The organism is Hymenobacter mucosus (assembly GCF_900188255.1).
In the GTDB taxonomy this organism is placed as follows: Bacteria; Bacteroidota; Bacteroidia; order Cytophagales; family Hymenobacteraceae; genus Hymenobacter; species Hymenobacter mucosus.
On record NZ_FZNS01000032.1, the window covers coordinates 1 to 1245 of the forward strand.

The following is a 1245-nucleotide window of genomic DNA, read 5'->3' on the forward strand; positions in this document are numbered from 1 at the left end:
CAGGGCTTACGCATCAAATCTAGGGAGCAGCCGCTCGGTTATTTTCGCGGGCGCAGGTTAGGAGCCGGGTCAGATAGTTATCGTTCCAGCCCGCGTTCCGTCGCCGGGTTCGCAGACTGCCGGGCTGGTGCTTTCCCTGTTGCAAGAGATTGAACGCCAGCTTACGCAGCACGGCAAAGTTGCGGGTAGCTACCCGGTCGCGGCTGCGGGCCTCGTCCTCGCGGAAGACCACATCCAGTACCCAATGCAAGCTATTTTCGATGGCCCAGTGGCGGCGGATAGCCTGGATGAGCACCGCCGGGGCATCCGGGCAACTGGTCAGGTAGTAGCGCCATTCCGCACGCGTGCCCGGCTGGTGCTGCACCTGCCGGATGGTTTCCACCACGATAATGGCTTGCAGGCCCGGCCAGGCGCGTAAGCCAGCCAGTTCCTCGCCTAGCGGCAGCACCCAGGCCCGGCGCCGCACCCGGCGGCCGTGGCGGTGGTCGAAGGCATCGTAGTCGGCGGGATACTCCACCCAGCGTTGGCAACAAGCCGTGTGGCAGTAGGCCTTGACGGCGCGGTAGTAGCGCCCCTGGTTGCCTTTCAAGGCCAGGATATAATCTGCCTGCTGGGCCACCAGTTGCCGGGCGATGGCCTGCTGGCAACCAAGCGCATCCAGCGTGACAATCGTGTTGGCCAGCTGCAGGTTGCTGAGTAACATCGGAATTGCCGTCAACTCCTGCCCTTTGCCCGTCACGGCTACCTGCCCCAGGCTCAAGCCCTGCTCGGTGGCAAACGCGCTGACGACGTGTAGCGGGCCCTGGGCCCGCCCGCGGTCGAACGAGCGCCGCAGGGTCTTGCCATCGACCGCGACTACCTCGCGCGGTAAGGGCGGGGCGACGGTGGCCATCCACTGGCGGAAACACTGCTCCACCTGCTGCGGGTCAAGCAGCGAGAACACCCGCCGGAAGGTGTCGTGGGAGGGAATGCCGCCGGGCAAGTCTAGAAACGTCGCCAGCCACGACTGCTTCAACTGGCCGTAGTACGCGATGTCTACCCACGTCTCCGCGCCGGCCACCACGGCGCAGACGGCAATGACGAGTATATCGAGCAAGCGGTGCCGGGTGCGGCCGGCGCAACGCGGGTCAGGCAGGGTAGCGAAGGAAGCGAGTAGGTGGCTGAGCATAAAGACCTTGACGTTGCCTGAAAAGGCAAAGGTCTGCTCTTCTCATACTCCCTGCTATTTGATGCGTAAGCCCTGGG

1 protein-coding gene is annotated in these 1245 nt (G+C 64.3%); it reads right to left on the minus strand.

The window, feature by feature from the left end:
* Positions 1-19 precede the first annotated feature (19 nt).
* Complete coding sequence (locus tag CHB83_RS23400) at positions 20-1168, minus strand: ISAs1 family transposase (RefSeq protein WP_089334548.1); 1149 nt, start codon at positions 1166-1168, stop codon at positions 20-22.
* Positions 1169-1245 lie beyond the last annotated feature (77 nt).

Excerpts from the sequence above, each read along its gene's own strand:
- CHB83_RS23400 (WP_089334548.1), bottom strand. The coding sequence starts at position 1,168 with ATGCTCAGCCACCTACTCGCTTCCTTCGCTACCCTGCCTGACCCGCGT.